This window comes from Verrucomicrobiota bacterium (assembly GCA_039192515.1).
GTDB lineage: Bacteria > Verrucomicrobiota > Verrucomicrobiia > Methylacidiphilales > JBCCWR01 > JBCCWR01.
The window spans coordinates 1-26,535 of the sequence record JBCCXA010000025.1 but is presented as its reverse complement, the minus strand read 5'-3'; the positions used below and the strand labels follow the sequence as shown (position 1 = coordinate 26,535).

Genomic DNA, 26,535 nt, shown 5'->3' with positions numbered 1-26,535 from the left:
GGCGAAAAGAAATTAAACCTCTATGGGTTTTTCAAGCTGAAGAGAAAACCTCTCATGGGTAGCTTTTGCCGCTTCATCGGCGCTGGCTTCGTCTACCACTACAGAAATTTTGATTTCGCTCGTGCTAATCATCTGAATATTAATACCTTTATCCGCTAAGGCTGTAAACAAGCCAGCAGCAACTCCACTATGACTGCGCATTCCAATCCCCACCACCGATAACTTCGCGACACCTTCTTCAATGACAAGATCTCTGGCTCCTATTTCATTTGAAAATGCCCCGGCAATTTCTTTCAGAACACTCATGTCTGCCTTATTAAAAGTGAAAGTAATATCTGTTTGGTTATTCTCTACAGAGACATTTTGTACAATCATGTCTACATTGACATTTGCCCTAGCAATGTTGCTGAATAGCTTAGCAGCCTCACCTGGCTTATCCGGAACTCCAGCTATGGTTACCTTAGCTTGGTTCTTTTCAACACTCACGCCACGCACCACGACATTTTCCATACTTGCTGTTTCTTCTTTCACGATCGTTCCTTGGTTATCATTAAATGTAGACTTCACTTCGAATATAACACTAAATTTACTAGCAAACTCAACGGCTCTGGATTGCATGACCTTTGAGCCTAGGCTCGCCATTTCTAGCATTTCCTCATACGAAATCTCTGGAATCTTGCGAGCATCTTTGACGACTCTAGGATCAGCGGTATAAACACCGTCAACATCTGTGCATATCTGACATAGATCCGCATCAATAACGGCTGCCAAAGCAATGGCAGAAAGATCAGAACCACCTCTCCCAAGGGTTGTAATTTGCCCCTGCATAGTCTGTCCTTGAAAACCTGCCACAATGACAACATTTCCTGCATCGAGCAACTCATGAATTCTTGTAGGCGTAATATTGGCAATCCTTGCCTTGGAATGAACCCCGTCTGTTACAATACCGGCTTGGGCTCCTGTTAAAGAAATAGCAGGGACGTCCAGACTATGCAGCGCCATGGCTGTCAGAGCGATTGTTGTTTGCTCGCCTGTAGCAAGTAGCATATCCATTTCACGATCACTCGGAGCATCAGACACTTCAGCCGCCATTTTTATTAAGCGGTTGGTGACACCAGACATAGCAGATACCACCACAACTACCTGATTCCCTTCTGCACGACACGAAGCAACTCGCTCAGCGACGTGCCGAATTTTCTCTGTAGTGCCAACAGATGTGCCACCATATTTTTGAACGACCAATGCCATAACAAAAGAACTAAAATTATAGAGAATTATCTACATCTGTGCTATAAGAAAGTGATGGAATCTTTGAGCGACAAAGAAAAAAAGCTCCAAGAAATTTTAATGCAACTTGAAAAGCCTCTTATTGCTTACTCCGGAGGAGTAGATAGTAGCTTTTTGTTGTGGTCAGCTTGGCAGGCTCTTCCAAACAAAACCTTAGGCATACTTGCAGACTCTCCTAGCTTAGCCCGTTCCGAAAAAGAGGCTGCTCAAGCATTTGCCAAAGATCATCAAATTCCTATAGAGATTATCCAAACCCAAGAGCTCAAAGACCCTGACTATGCTGCAAACCCACTAAACCGCTGCTATTTCTGCAAGCATGAGCTTTTCAACCGCATGCAACAATTTGCTCTAGATAAAGGTTATTCAAAAATCTGCTATGGAGAAAATTTAGACGACCTAGCACAGGAACGTCCCGGAAATCTTGCTGCCAAGAAATTTCAAATCCTTGCTCCGCTTCGTCAAGCGGGCTTAAAAAAACAAGATATTCGAGCCCTAGCCAGGAAAGCTAGTCTCACTGTATCTAACAAAGTGGCATCACCCTGCCTATCCTCGAGAATCGTCTATGGGATTCGCGTGACGCCGGAAAGACTGCAACAAGTAGAAGCTGCAGAAGATATTCTGCGCCGAGAAGGTTTCCGCATCTTGCGTGTCAGACACCAAGGCCATGCAGCACTCCTGCAAGTATCTCCACAAGAGACTGCCAAACTTCTTCGACCCTCCTTACAAAAAAAACTAACACCTATGCTGCAAGAAATCGGTTTTCGAGAAATTCACTTCGATCCTGAAGGCTATCGAGGCGCTTCTCTCGAATCTATCCCTGAAACTGAGAACTTAAAATTGTGAGAGATAGTATTATCTCCAACGCAAACGATGGTCTACGTGGCGAGTCTGCTGCTCAGTTAATGGTTGGTAAGTAGGATTGATCATGCTTACTTCATGGGAAAGACACAGCTTTGCTTTTTCTTGCAACTCCCTCCACCGAACCAGATCTAACTCTGGCGCATGTATAATCTGCCGCAATAGACTTCGCCACTCCGTAAGCAAGCGGTCAATATCCCCAACCCCAGCAAATTCACCTTTCAATTGTCCCTTACGCTTTTCACCATAAAAGATCTTTTCAATGACCTCTGAGGCTCCGGCACCATAGTGAACTGGTACGCCCCACTGCAAGTAACCCTCTACAGAAAAACGCTTATAGGCCTTTTCGCATACAATAGCCAAACGTCCACCCCAACGTGACTCACTCTCACAAAAACGCTCTCCTCCAAATAAATTTGCTAGTTCAAAGACTAAATCATCAATGGGATACTTCTCATCTTCTAATGCCGCAGCTACAGCCAAACCTTCAGGTCCAAGAAATAATGCTGCCACCTTTCCACGATTCGTTAATTGAAGGTTGCGGGTTAGTAGGCCCGTCCTGACCCATTGCCATATCAGAGTTGCTTTCGGTTCTAGGGAGGAGCATTCTTTTCTTAGCGTGCAAGCTTTGCACATCTTAAAGGGACGTCTTTTCCTTCGAACTAAGCGTGCCCTAGCAGTAGGATTAAGATTCCCGCATGGAAAATCCGCTTCCCTTCTTATTTCATTAACATCATACCCAAGATCAAAATTCCCTTTGATAAAAAGTCCCCTTGCAAAGCGATCTGTAGCATTGGCGAGACTTTCCCCCTGGCTAAGCCACCTTAGCAAAATAGCCCAAGGCAAAACCTTTGCTCTTTGCAATTGCATGGGACGAGCATCGAGCTTCCTTGGAGAATTTTGACTATAAAGATAGTAACCAATCTGGTCTAGTCCACGCCTACCTGCGCGCCCCATCATTTGTAGCAATTCATGAGGCATGATATTAACAGGCACCTGTTGACGCATATACTGCGTCGCAGTAATCAAGACAGATCTTAACGAAAAGTTAATCCCGGCGCTTAGTCCTAACGTTGAATAAACTAACCGAAGCTGCCCGGCTTTAGCTAGAGGTTCAATCAAGCCCGCGCGCTGTGAATAGGTCAATCCGCTATGGTGGTAAGCTATCCTTTGCTCTAGTAAGCGGTGGAGTTTACTACCTGCTAAACGCCTTTGTTCATTGCTAAGAACTAAAGGATCGGGTTGGGGAAGCTGTCGCGCGGCTTGTCTAGCTAAACGCTCTGCATCGGCCCGATGCGGAGCAAAAACTAATATGGGCCCTAGCCCCTCTCTCAAAGCACCCGCCAGACGTTTAGTCCAAAAACCTTCCACAGCCAAAGGGACCGTTCTGGCTAAAGAATCAATATCGTATACTTCCAGAGGAACTGGACGCTCCTCATGTCTCACAATGAGAACTTTCCTGCCCAACCTTACCAGCCAATGGCCCACTGCTTCAGGGTTATCTACTGATCCGCTTAGAAGTAATAGCCGAACTTCTCTTGGCAGTGATAGCAAGACTCCTTCGTAGTGATTTCCACGAGCTTCGTCTCCTAGCCATTGGTATTCATCGATAACTAAGAGTGCTGGTAAAGGTTTCCTAAATGCAACACCTTGGACTGCTTCTAAAGTTGCAACAAGTATAGGAGCCTCTGTATCAACCGCTAAATCCCCTGTCGCTATGCCCACTCGCCACCCTTTAGCTAGCCATTCCATGTATTTATCGTTAGCCAAAGCTCTTGTCGGTACGGTGTAAATGGCCTGGCGATTGAGATTTGCGGTATCTATAAATTTTTCGAAAATGTATGTTTTGCCTGCCCCGGTTGGCGCATCGACAATGACATCATTCCTATCCCTAAGACCTGCTATCGCTTCTAACTGCCATTCATCAGGTAATACAAGCGACTGCAAAGCTTCTAAGGCATTTGAAGCCAAGCTCATTTACCTATAAGTTTACACGACACTCACCGTAATCAAGTAGCAGCAACTTCAGAAATTTGCTCAACGGCTTTTCTCACTACCCCCTCACTTACATCATCATATACCGCTGATTGACCAATTCTAGGACATAAGACCCATCTCAACCCTTGAGCAGTGGCTTTCTTATCCCTCGCCATAGCACACTTCAAAGACTCATAAGAAATTCCCTCAAAACTAGATGGTAAATCATTAGACTTGATTGCCTTCTTTAAGGCATCTACCTCACTTTGACTCAACCCTAGGTGCTCTTGGGAGATAGTTGCAGCAGCCATCATGCCAATAGCTACGGCCTCTCCATGTAACAATTTTCCATAGCCTGTTAGCTGCTCCAAGCCGTGTCCGACTGTGTGACCGAAATTTAATAACGCCCTCTTTCCACTAGTTTCTCGCTCATCTGCTTCTACAATTTCAGCCTTAATCTTGATACACCGGCTAATAATGGATTGCAAATCTTCTGGGACCCCGTTTCTGACTTCTTCAAATAAGTCTTTATCCCAAATCATGCCATATTTAATGATCTCAGCCATGCCCGCCGCTACTTCACGCCTAGGAAGGGTTTCTAAGGTTTGCAAATCTATCCAAACAGTAGCTGGTTGGTAGAATGCACCTACTAGATTTTTGCCCTCTGGCAGATTGACTCCTGTTTTTCCTCCTACACTGCTATCTACCATGGCTAATAAACTGGTAGGGATCTGGATCAATTCTACACCTCTCAAATAGCTTGCAGCCACAAAACCCGCCAAGTCGCCCACCACCCCTCCTCCGATAGCAAAAACTTTTGTTTTTCTAGTGAAATCCTCTTGCGCTAGCCCCGAACAAAGCTGTCCAAAAACATCAATCGATTTAGATTTTTCGCCAGCCTCAATCGTAAAGGATTTAAATTTTAATACATGAGTGCTAAGAGATTTAATTAATTCTTTAAACCACATGCATTCTGAGACATTACTGTCGGAAATGACTACAGCCTCCTGAATTTCACCAAGTCCCTCTATAAAAGCACTCAGCCATTTATTTCCTAGGGTAATTTCATAAGAACAATCCCCTAGACATAACTCAATTTTTTCAAGGCTCATAAAGGATTAGCATGCCACCTCACGGTTTTCTAACAAGTAAACTTAGAAGATAGTTCAGATTATCCTAAAACTAACTCTGTTTTCTCAAGTTCAAGAAAAAGAAGACGATACCCCTAAATTGAAAGAGGAGGTTCGCCTTTATGTCAGAAGAGCAAGCATTAGAAAAAATTGATCAGCTTCTTAGCCAATTTGCCACAGAAATCGTACTTACAGAGCCCAATAACAGCGCAGGACAATTACCTCTTAGAGATATACTTTTCACGCTTCAGGGAAGCACAGCTGGTAACGACGAATACAGCGACTTCTATGCCATAGCTACTGAAGCTATTAATCGAATCGACGCCTTACTAGATGTCCTAAAAGATTTTAGTGAAGAAGACATTATTTTTCTCAACGAATGCTTGGGTAAGCTTAAAAATTTACTTCGTATTAAGAAAGGTCTAGAGCCTGATGAAGGCTTTGTTTCACCCAGCAATGAAGGGGCAACAAGTCCTACTGAGATGCCTGCCATCGGTGCTCCCGGTGGTGAACCGCAAGAAGAAACTTCTCCAGATACTAGTGCATTTGAGCAAAATCCTGTGGATGCGAATCCATTTCCAGAGGAAAAGGTAGAAGAGGGCAACCCCTTCGAGCAAAATCCAGTTTCTACCTCCCCCGAGCCAGCTCCAAGCCCTGAACCCCCTGAACCAGAGGCACCAGCTGCCACGGAACCGGAAGAGCCACAAGAAGAGCCCGTCCTAGAATTTGACCCGGATGAAGATCAAGAACTGATTGTAGAATTTATCAATGAGGCCAACGAACACTTGCAAAACATCGAGCTTGGCGTACTAGAGTTAGAAACCAATCCAAAGAACGAAGAGACTCTTGCCTCTATTTTCCGAGCATTCCATACTTTTAAAGGAACATCCGGCTTTTTAAATCTTGTTCCCATTAAGAATTTAGCTCATGAACTCGAGTCTCTACTTGATCTTGCAAGAACAAATCAACTAGATATTACTCAACGAGAAATAGAGGTCATCCTTAAAGGTGGCGATACTCTTCGTGAATTTGTTACTGAAATTGAGGCTCAAATAAATGGGTCAAAAGCACAGGAACCCTTTACTAGACCTACCTTGGGACTTATTCGGGAAGTAAAGGCCATTTTAAATGGAGAGGCTCCACCGCCGCCAAGCACTCCTGCCTCTACTGCTGACCCAGATCCAACAAGTGAACCTTTACAAGCCGGCGCGCCAGAGACTACCGTAGACGCCGAAGCCACACCATCATCCGCCAGTTCCAACCAAGAATCTAAAGAAGCACTGGTAGAAGCTCAAAGTTCTCAGCCTAGCCCAAACGAAACACAACCCGTAAAAGCAGAAGAAGCCCCTAAAAAAGAATCAAAAGCACCAGAAGCTAAAGCCTCCGAACAACCCGCTCAAGCTTCCAAACAAGCCCAAAACCAAGCAACTGCCCCAAGGCAAGCCCTAAACAATGCTGTTGTAAAAGTTGACACCCTCAAATTGGATAGCCTCTTTGACTTAGTGGGTGAGCTTGTCATTGCCCAATCGCTTGTTGCACAAGATCCTAACATCATGGATATGAACAACCAGCGTATATCGCGCAATCTCAATCAATTGAGTCGTATTGTCAACGATCTTCAAAAGACTGTCATGTCGATCCGCATGGTTCCAATCCGTGCCACTTTCCAAAAAATGACTCGCGTTGTTCGGGACATTGCCGTCAAACAAGGCAAAAAGGTATCTTTAACCATGAGTGGAGAAGAGACCGAACTAGACCGCACCATTGTGGACGAACTTGCAGACCCTTTACTCCATATGGTTAGAAACTCTATTGACCATGGAATTGAATCTACTGAAGAAAGAAAAGCTAGTAACAAAAACGAAGAGGGCACTGTCCAACTAAATGCTTATCACCAAGGCGGCAATATTGTTATTGAAATCGTTGATGATGGTAAGGGCCTAGACCGTGATAAAATTTTAGAGAAAGCCATCGAACGTGGTCTGGCCCGTCCTGATGAAGAACTTTCTGACGATGAAGTATTTAAGTTCATCTTCAATCCTGGTTTTTCAACTGCAGAACAAGTCACGGATATTTCGGGTAGAGGCGTTGGTATGGATGTCGTCCTTCGGAATATTGAAAAGTTACGGGGCAAAATAGAAATCAGCTCTGCAGTTGGTAAAGGCACTACTTTCTCTATCTTTCTTCCACTTACTCTTGCTATCATCGAAGGCCTTATTGTTAAAGTCGCCTCCCATAAATATATTATTCCTACACTTTCGGTTCGTGAGTCATTTCGCCCAGAAAACAACCTCATCTCTACAGTCCATGAAAGAGGTGAAATGGTCAACGTCCGTGGCCGGCTTCTACCTCTCATAAGACTCTATGATTTTTTTGGTATCCAAGATGCCAACATGAATCCTGACGAAAGCATCATTATTGTCATCGAAACTGGTCATCAACAGAAATGCGTGCTTGTCGACGAACTAGTAGGAAAACAAGAAGTAGTAATCAAGAGCTTAGGAGAACACTTTAGTAGTGCAAGGGCACTTTCCGGAGCGGCTATTTTGGGAGATGGTCAAGTAGGTCTTATATTGGATGCATCTGCTTTGGAACTACAAGGCCGAAACTAGGATTTCGACCTAGTTTATACCTACCCTATTAACATCTCCCTAAGGACCTGCCAGGTAATAAAGGCGGTGCCCTTCCAACTATATAGAACTTCACCATTTTCACTGTTGGTATATTTTAACATTCCTATTTTAAGATTATAATCCATAGTTGATTTGAAGATCTCATCGAAAAATTCTTTAACATCCTTTTTTTGTTCATCCTCTGACCCCACTTTTACCTTGTTAATCTCTGTAAAAGCTTCGTGCTGAGCAATCAGCTCCTTAATACTGTCAGCTTCTAAGCATCTATAAAAACAGCAATGTGGAGGCATTTTAAACCCAAAAGGTAATGGATAATCCCAGGTAATCCATACGCTACCATCAGTTGCCCTTGAGCCCAACATCGTATAAACTAAATTTATACTACTTTGTTGAGCAACGGCTACTGCACCATAGAGAGGCTTTTCTCGGTGTTTTAGCAATCTAAAACCTCTATCTACAGCCGATGGCTTAAGCCAGTGATCCCCTTCAACACTAAAATTTTCTTGCTTGAATTCTTGAGTAATGAAATGCACCTCTTCAAATTCCTGAATATTGAGAATACCAGGCTTGAGTTGCCGCTCAGGAGAAAATCTCATCCTCCTAGACGCCATAAACGCCTGCCCTATAGGAAAGGCAAAATAGGATACAATAGCTGCAGTAGTAGCGATTCCACTGTTAGTTAAAAACCAAATAATTGCTCCGAAAGTGGCGATAAAAAACCAAACACCCAGCTTCCTTTTCCAAGTCTCCTGGTACTGCAACAAAATAGACCCAACCGCAATCAGCCCCAGTACAATCCCAATTTTTATTGCCCATAGCTCCATAATGTTCCTTTTCGTTTTATCAATACAAAGACAACTGACATACAAAGTTACATCAAACAAAAATAAAAGATACAGAATTTTCATAGATGCGTTGACAGAGTATATAGCTTGTGAGACTATATCCGATCCAAGACCGCGGGATGGAGCAGCCAGGTAGCTCGTCAGGCTCATAACCTGAAGGTCGCAGGTTCAAATCCTGCTCCCGCAATACTTCGCTAAGAGTATGAAGGGAGTTTCCAGCAAATCGCCGGATTTTAATACCATAAGCTTTTTTATCTTTAAAGTTAAGCCTCCCCCTCTAAAGCTCCGAGAATATAAGATTTCTGAGTTTCCAACTTAAGCACTTAGACCTCTAATTTTACACCAGCATCTCTTTAAATTCTGTCCGATGGCCCATTCTCTTTAAAGCTGTGAGTTTTTGCACCAAACACTCTTCAGCTTTTCTGTTTTATTTTCAGTGGTTTAAAAATCTTAACTTTTCAAGAATTTGATTTTTCGGCACTGCCATACAGCCGCTATGTGACACGAAATAATTGATAGAGAGTAGAGAGAGCCGCGATATGTTGACTGTTCTGGGTCTAGTCCTATATTTTATATAGCACTAACATCTAAGTAACTTATGATATGAACAAAATAGATAACACACCAAATTGTCCCGTCGCTAACACCCTGCGCGTCTTTGCAGGAAAGTGGAAACCAGAAATCCTCTGGCAACTTAGCCAAACGGATCGCCTGCGTTTTAATGAATTACAGCGCGCAGTCGGGGGCGTGTCAGCCAAAATGCTTGCGCAACAACTGCAAGAGCTGCTGCGAGATGGGTTGGTCAATCGTATTCAGCTTGAAACCATTCCGCCTCATGTCGAATATCAAGCTACGCCCTTGATTAAGACATTAAAGCCTTTGTTCGATATCCTAGAGCAATGGTACGTGGATAATGGTGTGGTGGTGCAAAAAGCCAATAAAAAATACGATACTGAAAACTCGCCATAGAGACGGGCTTTCTCATTTGCTTAAGGCTTGACACTATAATCGATATTAACGGGGGTTGGCCCTTCGGCTTCACCGATAAGCTGACGCATTTGCAATCTAAAGCGTTCTACCAAATTACGACGCATCATCCAACGGCGGAAGTCGCCTGGTGAGGTGTTGTGATACAGAACGGATTTATATCCACCTGGGGCTTCAATATCATAACGCACAGGGAATTGAAGCCATGTGCCTTGGAACTCCTCGGATAACATCCAATTCATGTAAAGCTTTGCAGCACCCTTGTTCTTAGCCTGTGTAGGGATAGCCGCTGTTTGAAACCACGTTAAGAAAAAATCTTTCTCTGGAATTTGAAACTTGGTCTTTTGATTGGGCAACGGCTCAAACGACCAGAACGTCGTAAAGCTTGCGCCATACCAGCCTTTATTGATCGCTTCATACGGCCATGCTGTGCCGCGCACCCATTTCGGATCGTTCGCCACTAATTTCTCAAGATAATCCCAGCCATATTGTTCTTTTAAATGCCAGAATTGATATAGTACCGCATCATCATCATGCGGATACGTCAAAATAAGCTTACCTTTAAGCGCGGGGTTTAAATAATCCAAGGCATCGCGAGGACTTTCGATATCACCCAACACTTCGGGGTTCGAATAGTTACTGAAAGTCACGCCATACATGCTCGTCCAGTATCCATTCGGGTCTTTGTGATCTGGGAAGACCGCATCCCAGTGCTTCGGCTTATAGGGTTCGATCAAGCCATGCTCTTTATAATATTCAAAGTCATGAAGCGTTTGAAATTGAATCACATCTGGCACATTCTTCTTACCGCCTGCTGCACGCGCATTATCATAGCGCGGGGCATGATTTAGGCTCACATCCACGCTATGGGTTACCTTTAACTTGGGAAAACGTGCTTTGAATTTATCCAGGTAGTAATCAATCTGGTCAGGCTTATCGCCGCCAGCGCGCAGTACGAATTCACCATTTTCTTTCAAAGCCTCAGCATACAGTTCATCTAGTGATCGTGTTTCTATATCTAAAGCCCATAAAGACATCGTCGCTATCACGTTGCACACAGCCATAACAGTTAGGGTTTTCATGAGTTTCACGGCACCATTCTCCTTTTCTTAATAATTGTTTGTTGTCTTAGTTTCTTAATAAGCTATAAATTAGTTAGCGCATTAAATTAGTTAGTAAAGATATAAAGTTAGTGCAAGAGGGTAGGAGATAATTATGTTAATTATTTTAAAAACCGTTCAGATACCCAACCAAACACGACAGCTAGTATCCCCTATTCTCAGCTCAATGACCAAGGCCCCGATGAGATAATGAATAAATAGCATGGATTCTGTTTCTCATAGACGAATGTCTTGAATTAAAAAAGCGACATCCATGTGCTAGGCACTCCCACTCTGGTGATGCATGACAGCATGGAGTATAATTATAATACTCTTACAGTCGGCCGTGAGTTCGTACATATCCATTCGCATCCTAACAATAGCAGCATGCATTTAAATCTTAGTAGTGAGGACGCACGAGAAATTACAAACAAAGGTTGGGACGAAGATCACTTCTTAGTGACAGAGGGCTGATTGCCTCATGATCTGGTAAAGGTATTCCCACCGCGTGATGATGAGGAATTAGAAAAAATCAAAGCGATTGTAAAGACATCTTATGAGCATACGGTTAGGTCAATTTATGAGCCCTGTAAACAAATAGCGTCAATTTCTCCGCGTCACGCACCAAGTGCACAACCATTTTCACAAACTCAAAGCAAACAACTTAACGGCTTTTTCTTGCCTAATCATGTAATTCTAGAAGTGTTTTACTTCAATCCTTCTCTTTAGAAACCAGTAAGTATACCTGTCTAATACAATCCCGCAAAGCTGGCAAGTCCTTCATCTTACTCCATAGCTAAGTCTTACAAGCTCTCTAAGATAAACCTAGCAGATTTACATGAATTCAAATAAGATCCGACTATGCACTTTCTTCGTACCAAACTAGCCATGATGATGTTTGCTCAATTCTTTATTTGGGGTGCTTGGTATGTTACCGCTCCCAATTACTTGAGCCAAATAGGATTCACTGGAGCAGACTTTGGATGGACCTATGCTGTTGGTCCCATCTCGGGGATGTTCACTCCCTTTTTCGTAGGCATGATTGCCGATCGCTTTTACGCGAGTCAAAAACTTCTTGGTGCCCTACATCTAGCAGGCAGTGCCCTAATGCTACTTGCTACTTGGTTCATGAAGACTGGCTCTGAGCCTTATACCATTAACATCATTTTTTTCACGTATACCCTCACCTATTTCCCAACTCTCTCACTCACCGCCGCCATCGCCATGAAGCATACAGATGCGAACAAAGATTTCCCCATCATACGAGTCTTTGGAACCGTCGGATGGATTATCGCAGGTTTGATCATCTCCTGGCTCACCTGGGATCGCAGTATCAACATGTTTTACCTTGCGGCCGGCTCGGCCTTTGTTCTGGGGGTCTTAAGTTTCTTCCTTCCACATACACCTCCAGCTAGCAGTGAAGAAAAAGTCTCCGTCGGGCAAATCTTTGGAATCGACGCCTTGGTTCTACTTAAAAACCGTTCCTACCTCATTTTCCTAATCAGCTCTTTCCTCATCTGTATCCCACTCGCCTTTTACTACCAACTGGCTAGTCGCGTAGTGGAGTTAAATGAACTGCCTATAGCTCAGACGATGTCTTACGGACAAATGTCAGAGATTCTTTTCATGCTCGCGATGCCCCTATTACTCAAACGCTTGGGGATCAAACGGATGTTACTTATCGGCATGTCGTGCTGGGTGCTACGTTACGCACTCTTTGCCATGGGAGCTTCTACAGAAGTCACCTGGATGATCATAGGTGGCATTCTATTACACGGTATCTGCTACGACTACTTCTTCGTCACTGGGCAAATCTACACCGATAAAATGGCATCAGAAAAAATCCGAACCCAAGCTCAAGGACTACTTGTTTTCGTAACCTTGGGTGCTGGTATGTTCACGGGAGCTAAACTTTGTGGCTATATCGAAACAATCAACACATCAGAAATCGCTATAGAATATAGTCAGAAGGTGCAGGCTTTATCTGCGCAGATTGAAAGTGTCCAAAGTAACCCAGTAGCTAGTAGCGAACAACTCGCCGTCCTGCAAACGCAACTCAGTCAAAATCGTAAAAAAGAGCTGCAGTCACTCAACTGGAAGAACATCTGGGGCATTCCAGCCATTATGGCCCTGGTCGTGTTGATCTTTTTTGCATTGTTATTTAGAGATAAGAAAAAAGGTACTCCTTAGTAATCACTAACAATTCCTATTCTTGCCGAACACTATTTCACATCCTATTTTACTTCGAATTTAGCAGAGGCATGCAAATAATGACAGGCATGCGAATTTGCTTAACCGCTTTTAGAACCGAGATAGTTCTGATGTAAATCCAGCTAAAACCTAGACCCCAGTATTTGCGGTGGCCTCTTGTTTCGGTCTAAATGCAGTATCCTTTACGGCCCCTTCAATTTGATCCAAATAACCCTCAAAGACCAGGGACCAGGGAATAGAGCAAGCTGTCTCACGAGCGTTTATTCTCAAATGGTTTAGCTCTTTCCATCTCTCGGCAATACTTAGGCTCGATTCAATAAAATGATCCTCATTACCCTTTTCTACTACAAAACCATTTTCCTCGTTGCGAATGAATTGTTGGCCTGCCGCATAGTTATAGGTCAAGACAATCAAACCACTACCCAAAGCCTCTGTCACAACATTGCCAAATGTTTCTGTCTCGCTTGCAAATAAAAATAAGTCCCCTGAAGCATAGTAAGTGGCTAATTCCTCATCGATTTTCCAACCGACAAAATCAACTTCAGGATACATTTTTTCCATTTGATGTTTTTTGGGGCCTCCTCCAACGAAAATAAAGCGGCTTGTTGGATGTGCCTGCTTGATCGCTCGAAAAGCACGCACAGATAAATCTACATTCTTCTCCACGGCCGTTCTACTTACTTGAACCACGAGAAGATCCTCCTCCTTCACGCCAAATTTTTCTCGTAATTTATTAGATCTCTTCCTCGGACTAAAGAGTTCTGTATCTACTCCTCTGCCCCAATATTTAACATTTTTAAATCCAGAGTTTTCCAATGATCGAATCAATTCTTGGTCTGGAGTTAGTGTAAGTCGCGTTAAATTATGGACTAACTTTAGGTACGATAATGCAAATCTTTGCAGCCAGCCTACTCCATAGTGTTTCCCGTACTCATGAAAATTTGTATGAAAGCTTGATATAACAGGAATTTTCATGAATTTAGCTGTTATGACAGCTTCAAACCCAAGCGGACCCTCTGTAACAACATGGACCACGTCTGGTCTATCCTTTTTCCATAATGACGATAAGTAGCCGAAAGTTGGTAATCCAATGACAACCTCTTTGTAGTATGGCAACGTATAGCCGGGAAGCCTTACTTCTTCCCAGATACCTAATTGACGCTCTTCACCATCCTCGTGAGGATTTGGCCGAATGACTTGCACTCGATGGCCGTATTCAGCTAGACGCTTGACTGTGCGCCTCATAGTCATGGCCACTCCATTCACTTCAGGATAAAAAGTTTCGGCTACAATCGATATCTTCACAGGACTTTAGATTTTATAAATAGGCAAATAATTGAGTTTATTAACTTTTATTCACCTAATGACCAGAATTTTTAAACTCAGGTTGACTTATTCCTCTCTTGGTAGTTAACAGGAAATCAATAAAATCCCTTATGTCTTGATTCTTTAAATGTGAATCATTTTGCATAGCCTCAATAGCCTGAACTCTATTGTAACCTGAATGGTAAAGTAGATTATAAGCTGTCTGTATTGCTTTACGCCTTGCAGTGTCTATGCCATTTCTCTTTAGGCCCACGCGATTTAATCCTTGCACTACATTTGTATCAACAGCCATGCAATAAGGGGGGACATCTAACCCTAAGCGAGTCTGCCCTCTAACCATCACAAATTTCCCAATTCTTGTATGCTGGTGCACCACAGCTGCACCACCCAAGAAGGCATGGTCAGCGATTTTTACATGTCCTCCAAGTAATACATTATTAACCAAAAAAACGTGGTTTCCTACATAACAGTTATGGGCAATATGGCAACCAACCATGAAAAAATTATCATTTCCAATTGCAGTATTTGATTCTTTGCCAGTAGCACAATGAATAGTTACATACTCACGAATGACATTACGATCTCCGATAGTAATGCCTCCATATTCTCCCTCCGCACTAATATCTTGCGGTTCTGCACCAATAATAGCCCCATATCCTATATGATTTTCAGAACCTATTTTAATAGAACCTGTCAACACAGCTCTGGCACAAACCTCACATTGCTCACCAATTTCAACTCCCTGTTCTATAAGAACCCAAGGACCTATTTTTGAGCCATTACCAACCTTAGCTGACGGATGAACGAGTGCGGTCGGATGTATCTCTGATTTTCCTTTCATTAAAATACTCAAACCGGGTTACTCATATTCCAATCAGAAAAACCTTAGACTAATCAGATTCTAGCCAATGCCCATAGGTGTATTCGCCCAATTTATTGATAACCGCAATAAATGGAAGATCCGGTTTAGTCTGAGCCAATGGTTTGCCACTATTAATACTAAAAGTTGTTTGCAGCGGGTTACTAGGGAGGTAAGCAGTCACTGGATGCTCCAATACACTTTCAATCTCGGGCTCAGTGATTTCTGTTCCTACTTCGGCATTGTTGACGACGACTTTTAGTTTTTGAGGAACTATATCTCTTTCCTTAAAGCTCTTGATAAGTCTCTGTAAGCTCAGTAGACGAGATAAATCTCTGGTGGTTACTAGAAAAATAACATCCGATTCATCTATGGCTGAAGCTGTGCTTGGTAAGTCATAAACACCTGTATCTACTACCAGATACTCAGTTAGACCTCTACATGTCTGCAAAATATTAGTACCTACCTCATAGTCACAAGCATAAAAATCAAAATCCTGATTGGGGCATGCCAAAAATTTAAAGCCTAAAGGATGATCAGCTACGAGGGTTTTTAATAATTGAAAGTCTAATTGATCTCCTTGAGTAATCGCATCTGCAATGGTGTTTCTAGGAACATGATCTAGCATGGTAAAAAAATCGCCTGCGTTCATGCTAAAGTCTAATAGTGAAACGTCGGCTCCTAACTTGCACATAGACAATGCCAGATTAGTTGCAAACACTGATTTGCCTACTCCTCCTCTGGCGCTTGCAACTGCAATCATGTAAGACTTTCCGCGAACATCACCAGCATTTTCAAAAGCCTCTTGAAGTTGTGCAGCCTTCATAGCTGCATTTTTTAGAATACTCTTTACTGAGACAACATCGGTAGGACCATTGATCACATCTCGCATATCAAGCTGCAATATTCTTTGCCATACATCACCACCCTCGTTGCCTTCAAGAATGGGCACAATACAAAGATCTGGGTACTTTTCCCTTAATTGGTCCATTAAACTAAAGCCATCAAGATCTTGAAGAGCTAATTGCAATAAAAGAACACGTATGGGGTTTGAAGAGAGGTAGAATATTGCATCATTACCCGTTGATACTTGACCCGCTAGATTGTGATCTGGCTCCTCGGCAATAGCCTGGGTTACGACACCCACCATTTCAGGATCTCGATGGACCAGAAAGAAATCTGTCATGCAAAGAGTATAATAGTTTCTCTACTGATCGCCATCAGTTTCTTCATCTCTAGGCACTATTTCTAGTCTAGAACCAGAAGTCGAAAAACTCTGAGATTGTTCACTATCTTCTGGCTCTAAATCTACTGCTTGAGAACTTTCTCCCGTGGCTTCGACGGCCTCAGGAATTTCTTCCTCAACTGAAGGACGCTGAGGGAGTTCAATAGACTCAAGTCCTTGAGGTTCTTCATAGGGTCGCACCATAAACTCACTTGCACTGACACGAGTCGGCTTTGCTTTCCTTACGACATTTTCTTCATAATCCAATATCATGTCTTGTAACTCTGATAATCTAGCATTCCCTTCAGTCAAGATACTTCTTTCATCAGATGACTCATCCATACCGATAAGAGTAGGTGTTATAATAAAAATAATCTCCTGCTTATCAGAGTCGTCTTGTCGATTTTTAAATAACTCTCCTACTAATGGTATTTTTTCTACAAATGGCACACTTTCTCGATTAGTCGTATCAGTTCGATCATATAGACCGCCTAAAACCAACGACTGATTCTCTCTAAGAGCAACTCGTGTTTCTATTTGCTGAACTGTTATACGAGGTTGGTCGTTGAATGTGCTTGAAAATGTATTGATAGAAGGCTGAACAAGTAATCTAATGATACCATTCTCATCAACAGTATTAACTGTTCTTCCATCCCCTACATCTTCTGCCCTGGTCCTTTCAAACTGCGAGATTCCTTGTGTAGGAAAAGTTCCATCTTCAAAAGGTCTGATTACATCCTCCTCAAAAAGAATGGGTGTGATTAGCAAAATAGTTCCAGTCTCAACAAATTCAATACTTTGAGTTTGCACCCCATCATCAACAGTAGTCGTGACTATAGGAATGTTTTCTCCAATTTGGACTTTTGCAGGCTGGCCATTTAACACAGTTAGAGTTGGCTCTTGAAGCACTTCAATTACCTGTTTCGTTTTTAGTAGATTGATAGTAGTTTCTACTGCGTTGTTACCTTGAACAACATCCCAGAATGGTGCGGCAGATGTAAATCCAGACGAAAGCAATGGCCATGAAAAACCATTAGTACTATTTGCTGTAAAACTATCTAATCCATCTGTTCCAGTATCCTGTGGTGCACCACCGGGCAATAGACCAGCCCGACTCTGTGATTCTGCATTCCCTCCTCTCCATTGTAAGCCTATGTTTTGGTCTTTATCATGAGTAACACTGAGAACTTTGACTCTAATTCTCACTTGCACCGCCTCTTTAACCGATAACAAGTCTACAACATTAGGTGAATAAGCATAAGCTATATTGAGAGCTTTAGTTTTGACAATATCATTGGCAACTTCACCCTCAAGAATGATAGTTGGTCTAAAGTCACTAGCTGCCACAAGGGCCTCTTGACTACTTCCAGCACCACCCCCAGTAGACGTGCCATCAGGGCTAAGAGATATAGTGGTTCCGCCTCCTTGGTCTGGAGCAAAAAGGTTAGCTGCAGCTTCTTCACCGAAAGCACCTGCTAAATTTCTTCCAACTATAGAACTTTGTGGTGGTAAAACCCTAACTTTTACACCCGGATCACCAATGAAAGCCTTAACCGCTTCTTCAATTTCTTTTTCAGTCTGGTTTTGCTTAACGCGACTCTCTACAATAATCCTATATTCTTTAATTTGTCCATTTTCAGTAATAGAAACCACGGCGACACCTGGCGCTCGAGCAGCCAGTAGCAGGACATTATTCACCGCTGGAGGTTGAGAATTAATAACCGGCTCCTCCAGAACTTGACCCAACTCATCTTTATATTCCCAATAACCATCTATCACTACATTCTTATTATCAATTTTAACTGTAGCAGAGTTATAATCTTCAACCTCAATCGGAATATTCTCATTTATGAAAGCTTGTATAATCGTAGCGTCTTGTGCGACAAGTAGATGTTTTGGGCTAACGCTTAGTAGAAGTACCAGCCAAATTAAAATCCTGATTTTTCTTTTCATTTAAGTTTCCTCTAAGAGAGATGAATTAAAATACTGTCTTTCTGGTTGGTGTTGGGGGAGGAGGTGGAAGGACTTCTTCTGATTCTTCAATGATAGGCTGAGGGGGTAGATATTCTTCGAGCACCGTCTCAACGTTCGTGCCGAGGCCAGTGACTTTCTCTTCATCATCGTAACGCCTAAGTACCATAGTAATACCACTAGCTCTAGACTCCGCTGCCAGTATCCTCTCTGCTATTTGTGGAGTTACTTCAAATGTGACAGTCGTTCCTCTAGCTACTCTAGGGTCCACTTGACTCTTGTTTTTATTGTTTGTTGGTGGAGGGGCAGGATTACCGTAAATTATATCGTAAACTTTTACATGTTGTAAAAAAGTGAATGTCACAGCAGTGTCTGTGACGCGATTCAAAGCAGTACGGCCTGCATCTGCTATAGTGAAGGTCCCAATAAGGTCAACATAATCACCATTCTTGATTAAGAATGCGGTGGCTTTGGTATCATTTACTGATGTAGTAACGAGACGCATCCCTGGAGTAATCTTCAAAGAGGCTCTTTGAATTTGTTCTCTTTCTTTCAACTTAGCATCTAGAATTAAATCGCCTTGAGGAATAAAATGAGCAGCTAATCTTCTTCCTAACTTATCAGCAGAGGTTAATGCCGTTTCGGGGACATATTCCTTAGGAACTTCCGCCATTTTCGTCATGCTCTCCTCTACGAGCGTGCCATGCTCAATATCAACATTAGCAGTAAGCACCTTAACTAGCTCAATCTTGGAGCTACCCGCTTCTTTTAGAGCCGCTTTTCTCGATTCTTCCTTAACATTATTAATATATTGAAAAAGTAAAAATATACAAAGTCCACCGATAACGATTGCAACAACAAATAAAATATTAAAAGCTTTACCGATTCCAGCCATAACTATTTACGTTAAAATACAGAAAAACTACCATATCGGTCAACTACAATATAAATATAATCGCCTCTATACTAAAAATTATAAGCCTAAAATTTTCATTCATACAAGTGCAATTAATTCTTTAATTGCTTGGATGGCCGGAAAGATTTGAGCTTAGCACCCACAGTAATGGAGCTAGCGCTTTTTTTTCTTGAGTCGTAAACCTTGAGCCTTTGCCCAACTTTTCAATCTAAGCGCATTAAGTCTAATAAAGCCAGTTGCGTCTGTTTGGTCGTATGCTCCGTCATCATCTTCCATAGTGGCCACTTCTGGACTATACAAGGAAACCGAGCTTTTGCGTCCCAAGGTAATGATATTCCCTTTGTATAGCTTCAATTTTACTGTGCCAGTCACATATTTTTGGCTGTCATCTATTGCCGCCTGTAAGAACAATCTTTCAGGGGCAAACCAGAATCCATTATAAATAAGTTCAGCATATTTAGGAATCAAACCATCTCGGATATGCATAAGTTCTCGATCTAAAGTAAGTGTTTCTAATTGGCGATGTGCTTGGTAAAGAATCGCACCTCCGGGTGTTTCATATACTCCTCTAGACTTCATACCAACAAATCTGTTTTCCACAATGTCAACTCGACCAATTCCATGCTTACCTCCAAGCTTATTAAGCTTTCTTAAAATACTTGCAGGTGTCATAGATTCCCCATTAATCGCCACGCAATTTCCCTTTAAAAAATCAAGTTCGACTATTTCACCTCTATTGGGAGCGTTCTCTGGCGAGACCGATAGCTTGAACATCTCCTCTTTTGGAGCAACCCAAGGGTCTTCTAAGATCCCACTTTCGAAACTCAAATGCAGAAGATTACGATCCATGGAGTACGGCTTTTTAGCGGTAACTGGAATCTCTATGCCTTTACTCTTAGCGTATTTGATAAGATCTTTGCGTCCCGTAAAATCCCACTCCCGCCATGGGGCAATGACTTGTAGCTCAGGAGCTAAAGCAGCGAAGGCTAATTCAAAGCGCACTTGATCATTACCCTTGCCAGTAGCACCATGGGCAACAGCTTGAGCCTTTTCTTGCTTTGCTATTTCGACTTGCCTCTTTGCAATTAGAGGTCGAGCTATACTTGTCCCAAGATAATACTGGCTCTCGTAGAGAGCATTAGCTCTTACCATTGGGTAAATAAAATCTGAAGCAAACTCCTCTGTTAAGTCGTCAACAAAACACTTGCTAGCTCCCGTTGATAAAGCTTTTTCCTCTAATCCATCGAGCTCTTCTTCTTGACCCACGTCAGCACAGTAGGCAATGACGTCAGCTTGATAATTCTCTTTCAACCAGAGAAGAAGGACGGACGTATCCAGCCCTCCGGAATAAGCGACGACTATCTTCATGAAATAAATACTCTAGGCTACTGCTACCGTACTGGGCTTGTTGGCCGCTTTCTTGGGCTTGATATGACTTAGGTAGGTCTTTGCTCTTTCAAGTGTCGCTTCTACCGAAAGTCCATATTTTTTTCTCAGCCCAGGCACCTTGCCATGCTCAATAAACTGATCGGGCCATCCAATCCTGACTACTGGCACCATCTTTTCCATTTCTTGGAGTTCCTCGAGCACCCCCGACCCAAAGCCGCCTTTTAATACATGATCTTCCATCGTAATAATCAAATCAGACGATCTAGCAAAGAATTCTAAAGTTCCTTGGTCAATTGGTTTAGCAAAGCGAGCATTGACAATCGAAGTAGCATAACCTTGTTTTTCTAATTCTTCAGCAACCTCGTGAGCCAGCTCTAACATAGATCCGAGAGCCCAGATACTCACCTGCTCACCATGTTTGATGACCTCCGCCTTGCCTATAGGAATCAACTCGGGTTGCTTTTTAACCTCAACACCTGTTCCATTACCTCTGGGATATCTGATGGCAATAGGGCCCGGATGATGCATAGCCGTAAAGAGCATGTCACTGAGCTCATCTTCGTCTTTAGGCGTCATATGAACGATGTTGGGAATACACCGCATATATGAGATATCAAAAACGCCATGATGTGTAGGTCCATCATCCCCAGATAAACTCCCCCTATCCATACAAAAAACTACAGGAAGATTCTGAAGACAGACATCATGCACGATCTGGTCAAAAGCTCTCTGTAAAAACGTTGAATAAATAGCACAGAAAGGCTTGTAACCTTTCGTTGCCATACCCGCAGCAAAAAGGACCGCATGCTCTTCCGCAATACCAACGTCATAGTAACGATCTGGATGGCGGGGTTGAAAACGATCCAAGGCGGTTCCATTAGGCATAGCTCCATTAATGGCGACTACCTTTTGATTCATATCCGCTAGATCACCTAGACAATCCGCAAAGACTTGTGAGTATGTTCTTTGATTTGCTTTAGCGGTTGCTCCTGTATCAGGGCAAAAAGGACTTGTTCCATGGAACTTTTTAGGGTTATCGATAGCGGGATTAAAGCCCTTACCTTTTTTCGTTAAAACATGAAGCAAGACTGGATGCTCTTGCTCTTTTAAAAACTCGAAGGTCTTAATCAAAGAACTCAAGTCATGGCCATCCATCGGTCCATAGTAAGTCAAGCCAAGCTCTTCAAAAATCACGCTGGGCAAAACTAAGCCTTTGACTGACTCTTCAACTTTTCTGGCGGCTTTAACCGCTGCCTTACCTCCTATTTTCTCTAAAAAGCGGCTCGCCTGATCATGTAGATGTGCGTAGTTAGGATTAGTCGTGATTTTATTAAAGTAACTTGCAATGGCTCCAACATTTTTACCAATAGACCATTCGTTATCATTAAGAATAACGATCAGCTTCTTGGTACTAGATGCCACATTATTCAAGGCTTCAAAAGTAATACCACATGTGAAAGCAGCGTCACCAGCAAGGACCACTACATTTTCATCCGTCTTACGTTGGTCTCTAGCAACTGCCATACCTAAGGCTGCAGATAACGCGGTGCCCGCATGCCCGGCACCATAACAGTCGTGGGGGCTTTCCGTTCTGAGCATAAAGCCATTGAGTCCATTGGGCTGCCTGATAGTATGAAATTCCTTGCGACGACCCGTCAAGAGCTTGTGGACATAGGCCTGGTGACTCACATCAAATACAAAATTATCTTTAGGCGTATCAAAGACATAATGCATAGCCAAGGTCATCTCCACTACCCCAAGATTGGGGCCTAAGTGACCCCCAGTCTGGCTAAGGACCTCTACTAGCTCCTGCCGAATTTCTTCAGCGAGACTTTGTAGCTGCTCAATAGATAATTTCTTAACGTCACTTGGACTTTCAATTGTATCTAGATAATTCGACATAGCTTCGTTTCCTTTTTCTTAAAAAATTATAGCAAGACCTCGTCTTGATCACTGTCTTTAGCTTTTTGTGATTTAAATGATGTGATTGATACTTTTCCCGACTTCTCTCGAGTTAACAACTCTATTCTTTTCCCTGCGTACTCTAGCTTATCTCTACAGATTGAGAGTAGCTCCATTCCATCCTCATATTTGTTGATAATCTGATCTAATGGCAACTCTCCATTTTCCATTTCCTCAACTATCTTTTCCAGTTGCCCCATTGCCTGTTCAAAGGCTATTTCCTTGGCTGCTTTCTTATCTCCCATCTACTATCTAATCAAGATTTGATGTCTTTTATGCCTATTTGGCCTTGTTAGGCGTAAAAGTGCTAACGGGCAAATTGCCGTCAAAAAACTCTAAAGTCAACTCCTGCTCTAAAACAATTTCATTCTTTCTCCTCAAAACCCTTCCATCTTTATCAAAAACGATCGTGTAGCCCCTTTCTAAAGTGGCTCTAGGAGACAAAAGTCTTATTTTTTCGCTCAATACGTCTATTTTTGTTTGTAATTGCACTATTTGCTGCTTTGGATCACAAATTTCTAAGCGGTGCCTTAACTCATTGCAAATCTGTCCCCTACTTTCCAAACCTAACCACGTTTGTTGTTCAAGTTTTTCTTGGCATTCATCGAGCCTCTGCATGGATTGCTCGACCAGGCGTATAGGCTCTCTGAAAACATAGTGCCCGGCAAAATTACTTAACTTCCAGCTTAGCTCTTTTATGATGGCTGCCACTCCTCTCCCTAATCGAGTCTCTAACGCTCCCAGTTCCTGAATCCAAGCCAGATCCTCAGTACTGATGAGCTCAGCAGCCGCGGATGGAGTAGGCGCTCTAAAATCTGCGACAAAATCACTAATCGTAAAATCAACTTCATGACCTATGGCAGAGACTACCGGTATTTCTGAATCTGCAATTGCCCGCGCTACAGCTTCTTCATTAAAAGACCATAAATCCTCTAAGCTTCCCCCACCTCGCGTGAGAACAAGAAGATCCACCTCTGCCCTTTGGTTAAACTCCTCTATGGCATCCACAATGTCCTCAATAGCCTCGCTACCTTGCACATGAACGCCAAAAATCTGTATATCTAATCTAGGGCACCTTCGAGTAATCACCCGCAAAAAATCTTGAACGGCAGCGCCCGTCGGAGAAGTAATAACTCCAATCTTTTGAGGGAAAAGAGGTAATTTTTTTTTCTTTTCCTGATCAAAGAGACCCTCTCCGCTCAACTTGAACTTCAAAGCTTCAAACTGTTCTTGCAAAGAACCCTGGCCTTTGGGCCTCATATTGAAAACGCGTATTTGATACTCTCCCCGAGGCACATAAACCGTGATCATGCCCTTAACCAAAACCTCATCACCATCTCCTGGCGAAAAAGATAAATTAGCAGCATCTCCACGAAACATCACCCCACGCAACTGAGACTGTGAGTCCTTTAAAGTAAAATAACAGTGTCCCGAGGAATGTTGCCGGTAGTTCGAAAGCTCACCAACCAACCATACTGTTCCGATCTGATCCTCTAAAAGGCTACAAACCGAATGAGTTAGCTCTGCTACAGTCAAAGGCAGAGATTCATCTTTTCCTTTTTCAAATAAATCTAAGGACTTACTCATTTAAATTTATTAGTTTTATTTAGCCCCTATCATTGCACTAAGCAATCAATAAGCTTCTAAGCAAGACGCCCACAAACCTATTTTAACTCCTAATTATAATGGCCCTTGCCTAACACTTTGACCACTCAGGCATCCACTAACTTAATTCTATCTTACAGCTAAATTAGGCTTAAACTATCCTAAAATTTAATGAATATTCAGCCCAGACGGTGCACGGATGAGCAGAATTCAATAAGATCTGCAAAATCGAGCTCTGTGATTGAGCAGAGAGGTTTTCCCCAGTGAATTGAGCAGTTACCATTGCAATACACTGCCCATAATCGGGATTTAAGCTTATTCCAAGCATCTATAATAAAAAATTTTTAATCTTTTTCGCTCCATACATGTAGAAAAGGTCATGAGAAACGCTATGATATCAAAATTTTTAACCCCAGACTGATTAGAAGTTTATAAAAATGCCTAAAAGCTTAAACAGACGAGAAGGTCTGACAAAGGAGGATGACAACAAGGCTCTCTGTTTACCGACAAGCGTAGCCAGACGTAGCCAATGAACAATGGAGGTGCGTGGGAGGAAGCTGGCGTGGTCTATGCGGGAGCCAGAAGACTTCCGTGGGCAACGGCTCTGCGCACAATACGCCGGTATGTCATCATAGGGGCTAAGGCTGGAGGCCTCCCCCCGGAGAGCAGCCGCTAAGAGCCTATGTGGCATACTGGCCTGTTGTGAGAATGTCTCCCCAAGCAAGCACTAGACCATGACAGCTTCCTTTCCTCACATGCAACGGGGAGGATTAAGCTAGTTGTCAATAGCAAGGACTGAGACGGTGCATGTTGGCATTCATAGGTCAGACCCGGTGCACGCCAGGAGCTTCGGATTTTGCTAACCAACTTTTGGTTTTACCAAAATAAGTCTGCTCATAGCAGATTGTTCACTGTTATACTCAATGTGCATTGAGCAATCTGATAGGTAATACTTCTCGCTAGCAGGCACTTCTAAACCAAAAAGGTTTTGCTTTTCTTTTACTTCTGAGGGCCCACCTAATATTTGCATAACTCCCTCTTTTGATAATTCAAAAGTTAATTCTTTGGGTAGATTTCCATTATAATAGTTACCCGCTTCATTTCTGTGATTTTGTGAATAAAAGAAAACTGTATCAAGAAGACCTTCTTCATCAAAAACCAAATCTATTCCCGCATCAGACAAAACACAGTAATAACCTGCTTCATCCTTATCAAAAGAATAGTCGTTCGCGCATTTTTTAATCAAAGCAATGAGTGAATTATCATCCTTAGATTTAGCCAAAAATAGTATTAGCTCATCACCTTGTATCATTTAATGTTACGCTCCCTATTTTTTTCTCTAATTTCCTTAGTTGCTTTAGCTATATCGTCTCTTTTAAATCCAGCTTCTTTAGCAGTTTCAACGAACGACTTAGTATCTCTTCTTGCTGCTGCACCTAAATCAGCAGCATCGTTGTCTACTTATGTCTTAGTGTTTTTACCACCTGTAGTAGGCTGCTGCTTATGCATTTCTTTAGGTATTGCAACTGAGGTATTCTGCTTTTGCAATTCTCTTGCTTCTTGAGGTGATAGTTTACGGCCTAGCTAATTTTCAACATTTTTCTGAATTGCTGCTTTAGAAGGTATTTCATGATGCTCTAAATTATCACCCTTAACAGCTTTTTTATCTAAGGCACCTTTACCATCAACTTCTAAGGCTTTGACTGCTTGCTTAGTTTCTTTAGCAGTTTGTTTAGCACTGCCTGAGGCAACATCAGAAGCACCTTCTAAGACATTACCTAAAGCTTTACCACCTAGCTTAGCTAAAGCTTGTCCTCCTTTAGTCGCCGCAACACCAGCTATCACAGCGTCCTCAGGTCCTGGCGTGATTAATCCAACACCAGCTAGGAAGATCTGATTGTTTAGATTAGCTTGTGGAGTGCTAAAGAGATCTCTTGAATAGCTATCATAAACCTAGCTTCCTCCATATGATCCATAAAGTCCCTTCTTGCTTGTTCCCTCTGTGCTGGTGTTGCAGCAGCACTTTGAGCAAACGCATTCAACCCTCTTGGGTCGAACTTTGTCCAGGGGTTTTGGATGACATAGGTGTAGACATTCGGTCCATCGACAAAGCCGAGCGGATCTCTGGTGATGAAGACCCCGGCTTCGAGGTCGCGGTAACGGAAGCCTTCGTTAAGGAGACCTGTTGGGTCTTCATCCTTGGAGTTGGCCTTCTGGCGATCTTCGGTAGAGCCAAATTCTTCGGTGCGTGTTC

At 42.7% G+C, this 26,535-nt stretch carries 22 protein-coding genes and 1 tRNA gene; 6 read left to right on the top strand and 17 right to left on the bottom strand.

Features of this window, described 5'->3' with window-relative positions; translation table 11 throughout:
* Window positions 1-12 precede the first annotated feature (12 nt).
* A complete protein-coding gene (locus tag AAGA18_11405) occupies window positions 13-1,248 on the bottom strand; it encodes an aspartate kinase (GenBank protein MEM9445943.1) in 1,236 nt (411 codons plus the stop codon).
* 54 nt (window positions 1,249-1,302) lie between these two features.
* Here AAGA18_11405 and larE point away from each other — a divergent pair, with 54 nt between their 5' ends.
* On the top strand, window positions 1,303-2,130 hold the full coding sequence (gene larE / locus AAGA18_11400; GenBank protein MEM9445942.1) for an ATP-dependent sacrificial sulfur transferase LarE: 828 nt from the start codon (window positions 1,303-1,305) through the stop codon (window positions 2,128-2,130).
* A 9-nt stretch (window positions 2,131-2,139) separates the two neighbouring features.
* On the opposite strand, the gene AAGA18_11395 is transcribed toward larE, so the two are convergent.
* Entirely contained in the window at window positions 2,140-4,122 is a 1,983-nt protein-coding gene (locus AAGA18_11395; protein MEM9445941.1) for a DEAD/DEAH box helicase, read from the bottom strand.
* Between the two features lie 32 nt (window positions 4,123-4,154).
* Window positions 4,155-5,234: a 3-dehydroquinate synthase gene (gene aroB, locus AAGA18_11390; protein ID MEM9445940.1), complete on the bottom strand. Its 1,080-nt coding sequence runs from the start codon at window positions 5,232-5,234 to the stop codon at window positions 4,155-4,157.
* A gap of 140 nt (window positions 5,235-5,374) precedes the next feature.
* Between aroB and AAGA18_11385 the strand changes: the two genes are divergently transcribed.
* Window positions 5,375-7,864 carry a chemotaxis protein CheA gene (locus tag AAGA18_11385; GenBank protein MEM9445939.1) on the top strand — a complete coding sequence of 830 codons (2,490 nt, stop codon included), beginning with the start codon at window positions 5,375-5,377 and terminating at the stop codon, window positions 7,862-7,864.
* Between the two features lie 20 nt (window positions 7,865-7,884).
* Here the strand turns inward: AAGA18_11385 and AAGA18_11380 are convergent, their stop codons facing one another.
* On the bottom strand, window positions 7,885-8,709 hold the full coding sequence (locus tag AAGA18_11380) for a hypothetical protein (GenBank protein MEM9445938.1): 825 nt from the start codon (window positions 8,707-8,709) through the stop codon (window positions 7,885-7,887).
* A gap of 134 nt (window positions 8,710-8,843) precedes the next feature.
* Here AAGA18_11380 and AAGA18_11375 point away from each other — a divergent pair.
* Window positions 8,844-8,917: transfer RNA gene (locus AAGA18_11375), tRNA-Met, on the top strand.
* A 416-nt stretch (window positions 8,918-9,333) separates the two neighbouring features.
* Window positions 9,334-9,699, top strand: a complete 366-nt coding sequence (locus AAGA18_11370; GenBank protein MEM9445937.1) for a helix-turn-helix domain-containing protein — start codon at window positions 9,334-9,336, stop codon at window positions 9,697-9,699.
* A 20-nt stretch (window positions 9,700-9,719) separates the two neighbouring features.
* Here AAGA18_11370 and AAGA18_11365 read toward each other — a convergent pair whose 3' ends face one another.
* On the bottom strand, window positions 9,720-10,799 hold the full coding sequence (locus tag AAGA18_11365) for an ABC transporter substrate-binding protein (GenBank protein ID MEM9445936.1): 1,080 nt from the start codon (window positions 10,797-10,799) through the stop codon (window positions 9,720-9,722).
* Between the two features lie 879 nt (window positions 10,800-11,678).
* Here AAGA18_11365 and AAGA18_11360 point away from each other — a divergent pair.
* Entirely contained in the window at window positions 11,679-13,007 is a 1,329-nt protein-coding gene (locus AAGA18_11360) for an MFS transporter (protein ID MEM9445935.1), read from the top strand.
* Between the two features lie 150 nt (window positions 13,008-13,157).
* Here the strand turns inward: AAGA18_11360 and AAGA18_11355 are convergent, their stop codons facing one another.
* The 9 genes from AAGA18_11355 to xseA all read right to left on the bottom strand — a co-directional run bounded on the left by AAGA18_11355 (window position 13,158) and on the right by xseA (window position 24,263).
* Entirely contained in the window at window positions 13,158-14,333 is a 1,176-nt protein-coding gene (locus AAGA18_11355; protein ID MEM9445934.1) for a glycosyltransferase family 1 protein, read from the bottom strand.
* 55 nt (window positions 14,334-14,388) lie between these two features.
* Entirely contained in the window at window positions 14,389-15,207 is an 819-nt protein-coding gene (gene lpxA, locus AAGA18_11350) for an acyl-ACP--UDP-N-acetylglucosamine O-acyltransferase (GenBank protein ID MEM9445933.1), read from the bottom strand.
* A 37-nt stretch (window positions 15,208-15,244) separates the two neighbouring features.
* Entirely contained in the window at window positions 15,245-16,399 is a 1,155-nt protein-coding gene (locus AAGA18_11345; protein MEM9445932.1) for a P-loop NTPase, read from the bottom strand.
* Between the two features lie 21 nt (window positions 16,400-16,420).
* A complete protein-coding gene (locus tag AAGA18_11340; GenBank protein MEM9445931.1) occupies window positions 16,421-18,391 on the bottom strand; it encodes a type II and III secretion system protein in 1,971 nt (656 codons plus the stop codon).
* A 25-nt stretch (window positions 18,392-18,416) separates the two neighbouring features.
* Window positions 18,417-19,304 carry a Flp pilus assembly protein CpaB gene (cpaB, locus tag AAGA18_11335; GenBank protein ID MEM9445930.1) on the bottom strand — a complete coding sequence of 296 codons (888 nt, stop codon included), beginning with the start codon at window positions 19,302-19,304 and terminating at the stop codon, window positions 18,417-18,419.
* Window positions 19,305-19,478: 174 nt separating this feature from the next.
* On the bottom strand, window positions 19,479-20,693 hold the full coding sequence (locus tag AAGA18_11330; GenBank protein MEM9445929.1) for an argininosuccinate synthase: 1,215 nt from the start codon (window positions 20,691-20,693) through the stop codon (window positions 19,479-19,481).
* A gap of 12 nt (window positions 20,694-20,705) precedes the next feature.
* Window positions 20,706-22,616, bottom strand: coding sequence for a 1-deoxy-D-xylulose-5-phosphate synthase (gene dxs / locus AAGA18_11325; GenBank protein ID MEM9445928.1), 1,911 nt, complete (start codon window positions 22,614-22,616; stop codon window positions 20,706-20,708).
* Between the two features lie 26 nt (window positions 22,617-22,642).
* Window positions 22,643-22,921, bottom strand: coding sequence for an exodeoxyribonuclease VII small subunit (xseB, locus tag AAGA18_11320; protein ID MEM9445927.1), 279 nt, complete (start codon window positions 22,919-22,921; stop codon window positions 22,643-22,645).
* Window positions 22,922-22,955: 34 nt separating this feature from the next.
* Entirely contained in the window at window positions 22,956-24,263 is a 1,308-nt protein-coding gene (gene xseA / locus AAGA18_11315) for an exodeoxyribonuclease VII large subunit (GenBank protein ID MEM9445926.1), read from the bottom strand.
* 547 nt (window positions 24,264-24,810) lie between these two features.
* Between xseA and AAGA18_11310 the strand changes: the two genes are divergently transcribed.
* Window positions 24,811-24,957: a hypothetical protein gene (locus tag AAGA18_11310; protein MEM9445925.1), complete on the top strand. Its 147-nt coding sequence runs from the start codon at window positions 24,811-24,813 to the stop codon at window positions 24,955-24,957.
* Between the two features lie 183 nt (window positions 24,958-25,140).
* Here the strand turns inward: AAGA18_11310 and AAGA18_11305 are convergent, their stop codons facing one another.
* The 3 genes from AAGA18_11305 to AAGA18_11295 form a co-directional block, all read right to left on the bottom strand.
* Window positions 25,141-25,593 (bottom strand): hypothetical protein, encoded by a 453-nt coding sequence (locus tag AAGA18_11305; GenBank protein MEM9445924.1) that lies wholly within the window; start codon window positions 25,591-25,593, stop codon window positions 25,141-25,143.
* Between the two features lie 272 nt (window positions 25,594-25,865).
* Window positions 25,866-26,126 carry a hypothetical protein gene (locus tag AAGA18_11300; GenBank protein ID MEM9445923.1) on the bottom strand — a complete coding sequence of 87 codons (261 nt, stop codon included), beginning with the start codon at window positions 26,124-26,126 and terminating at the stop codon, window positions 25,866-25,868.
* Window positions 26,127-26,182: 56 nt separating this feature from the next.
* Window positions 26,183-26,535 (bottom strand): RHS repeat-associated core domain-containing protein (locus AAGA18_11295; GenBank protein ID MEM9445922.1); only part of this gene is annotated, 353 nt, incomplete at its 5' end.